Origin of the sequence: Thermoactinomyces daqus (assembly GCF_000763315.1) — a bacterium.
In the GTDB taxonomy this organism is placed as follows: Bacteria; Bacillota; Bacilli; order Thermoactinomycetales; family Thermoactinomycetaceae; genus Thermoactinomyces_A; species Thermoactinomyces_A daqus.
In genome coordinates this window covers 1-2,457 of sequence record NZ_JPST01000077.1, presented here as the reverse complement: position 1 = coordinate 2,457, position 2,457 = coordinate 1, and the positions used below count along the sequence as shown (strand labels likewise).

General features: G+C 38.8%; 4 protein-coding genes. 3 read left to right on the top strand and 1 reads right to left on the bottom strand.

Annotated features, from left to right (window positions below):
• Window positions 1–15: 15 nt before the first annotated feature.
• Window positions 16–390: a hypothetical protein gene (locus tag JG50_RS0117775; RefSeq protein WP_052154479.1), complete on the bottom strand. Its 375-nt coding sequence runs from the start codon at window positions 388–390 to the stop codon at window positions 16–18.
• A 168-nt stretch (window positions 391–558) separates the two neighbouring features.
• On the opposite strand from JG50_RS0117775, the gene JG50_RS0117770 reads away from it, so the two are divergent.
• From JG50_RS0117770 to JG50_RS0117755, 3 genes are all read left to right on the top strand, one after another.
• Window positions 559–1,077 carry a hypothetical protein gene (locus tag JG50_RS0117770; RefSeq protein ID WP_033102450.1) on the top strand — a complete coding sequence of 173 codons (519 nt, stop codon included), beginning with the start codon at window positions 559–561 and terminating at the stop codon, window positions 1,075–1,077.
• Between the two features lie 85 nt (window positions 1,078–1,162).
• On the top strand, window positions 1,163–1,618 hold the full coding sequence (locus JG50_RS0117765) for a hypothetical protein (RefSeq protein WP_152568650.1): 456 nt from the start codon (window positions 1,163–1,165) through the stop codon (window positions 1,616–1,618).
• 485 nt (window positions 1,619–2,103) lie between these two features.
• The gene (locus tag JG50_RS0117755) at window positions 2,104–2,442 is read left to right on the top strand and encodes a CDI toxin immunity protein (RefSeq protein WP_052154478.1); all 339 of its coding nucleotides are present in this window, start codon (window positions 2,104–2,106) and stop codon (window positions 2,440–2,442) included.
• The last annotated feature ends 15 nt before the right edge of the window (window positions 2,443–2,457 follow it).

Sequence of the window (2,457 nt, the reverse complement as noted above, 5' to 3'; positions counted from 1 at the left end):
GACTTTTGGGGTTCATTAAGCCATTACGACTTCTCCATAGTGAGAAGAATACTCCTGCTTTTTCCGGGAACCAAATCTCTTTAGCTCCTGAAGCTCTCCCCGCATTTGCTTGGCTAATTCAATTGCTTCCATGATGGTTATATCCTGATCATCCCAATGGATTGTATGATTTAAGTTGGCTGTAGCCATCGCAACGTCCAGTTGACGAAAATGAGAGCGAACCTCATTGATTTCTTCTGTTAATGATTCGATGGTTTTATTGGGGCGTTCAAATTGTTCGCCTTTTGGAACAGAAATGATAGCCACTTGAGACCGTTCATTAATAAGTTCCTGAATCTTGCGAGCTAGGATGTTTCTTAATGCTACTGCTTGTGCTAGCGAAATTTGCATTATCCCGCCTCCTATTACTATGTGGGAAATATTATAAATTATTATAATTAGACAGTAAAGAAGATGATTTCAGGGTCCGAGATAACTTGGAAAACGGCCATACAGATAGATAAAATGTAATATACTTTGCCCCTGGTTGAAGGAACAATTAGATGGGGGGACAGGTAGTTGATAAAACGAAAATTGGTTGCTGCATCTATCACATCTTTAATATCAGCAACCGTTTACGGACTAGTCATGACTTACCTTGATATGAAAGATGGTGCATATCAGGGGCCTTTACTCAAAAATGCGAGTGGAAATATTCTTGTTTATGGGATGTTTATTTATCTGGTAGTCTTAACCTTTGGTGTTCTCTCTTCGGTTTTCAGTGAATTGATTTCAGAAAAATTGAACGGGAATCGGTTAACGGCCAGAGGAATTGCCCATGTAGTTTTTGGGATTTTGGGAATCCTGATTCTGGCTGTCAGTTTTACTGATTATCGTGTCCGTTCATTGAAGGAAGCTGTCAAGGATATGATGCTGCCTGCACCTTGGTTTGCTCCAATCCTGATTTCGCTTCTTTTCTTTGGAATCGATGAGTGGTTGAGAAACAGCCCTGTGTTCAAGAATCGCTCCATTTGGTTTTCAGGATTCAGTCTTATTTTGTTACTGATCGTAATTTGGAGAGTATCTTTAGCTTTTTAAGTCTTTTGGAGAAGACGAAAAAAGATGAGATTGTCCAACGAAAACAATATACGAAAGGGCCAAGAAAGGCATCGAAAATAGAAAAATGACTAAGTGGCTGTTGAAAATAAATCGCGATCCTTATATTGAAAATCCTGACTGGGAACTTGTTCAAAAATATTTGAAACAGATGGACGGGAAAAGCATCTCGATGGTGTTACTACGGCGGAAAGCAAATGGGGAAATCGTTGTTCACGGTGGAAATTTGGTTGATGGCCAAAATATTTACTATATGAATTATTGGTATGAGTTAACAGATCAGCTTTTTGAAGAAGAGGATGAAGAGGGGATTGAAGGGCTGTATCCTTCTGATACTTATTTTGAATTGGTTGATCAAACAAGGTCGGAAGAAAAAGAATACTGTATCACCATTTCCCAATTATCGATTATGCCGGAAAAGGTTTGTGTATCTTGGGGTTATATGCTTAAGGCGATCAAGTACTTCTATGATCATGACGGAAAATTAAATCCAGATCAAAAATGGCGTGAGTTTGAAATGTGATTTTTTTATATATCTGTTCCCTCTTGAAAAAGTTCAACAAGAACCAGAGCCAACGAACGAAACGTCGATGACTCCGACTCCATTCAAGAACACCAAACCCGGTCTTTGGGATCGGTTTTACCACTACCTGTAAAAATCTGTGGAATAAAGCAAAACAAACCACTGTTCACGGCTAATATAAAACCTGGGGTCGCTGTCACACCCCGTGCAGTCAGAAAAAGCGATTAAGCAAGCACTTTCTGAGTCATGGAATCGGGATGTCGTCCATGGAAATGCGAAAAGCAGAGCGCATTGGCTTGGATATGCTATCATTCAGGTTGCTTCGATCTTTGTGGGACCGGGTACAAGAAGGATTACGAAAACTCCATATCTCCCAAACCGTCTCCAGAGTAAGAAACAGCCTTTCCTCATTGTTCTAGCGAAGGATATGGAAAAGTTAATGAGGATTTATTTAATGCAATTCAATAGATAAAAGGGTGAGCGAGTTGACTTTACTTGATGAATGTATTGAATCCTTGGGTGAAGACAGCAACATTTTAACGAATGATGAAAAAAGTAAAATACTCAATATTTTTGAGGGTTCGTTTTCATTAACTGAATGGGGGCGCATTGATTGGGATCAAATTAGTAAGAGAGAAAAGGTGAATACTGTTAATGATATTTTTGCTTTTCTGGAAAAGCATTACGAAAATCTCAAGACGAAAATTTATATCATTTGGGATGCGGTAACTTTACCAATCATTCAGTCAGATTTAAAAAAGGTTTTTAGCGTCATTGATGATGTGACTGCTGTTAGCTTTGATACATGGATCTTTTCTCTATAATGACCCCATACGCTT

Coding starts and splice junctions, on each gene's coding strand:
- JG50_RS0117775 (WP_052154479.1), bottom strand. CDS start 390: ATGCAAATTTCGCTAGCACAAGCAGTAGCATTAAGAAACATCCTAGCT.
- JG50_RS0117765 (WP_152568650.1), top strand. CDS start 1,163: ATGACTAAGTGGCTGTTGAAAATAAATCGCGATCCTTATATTGAAAAT.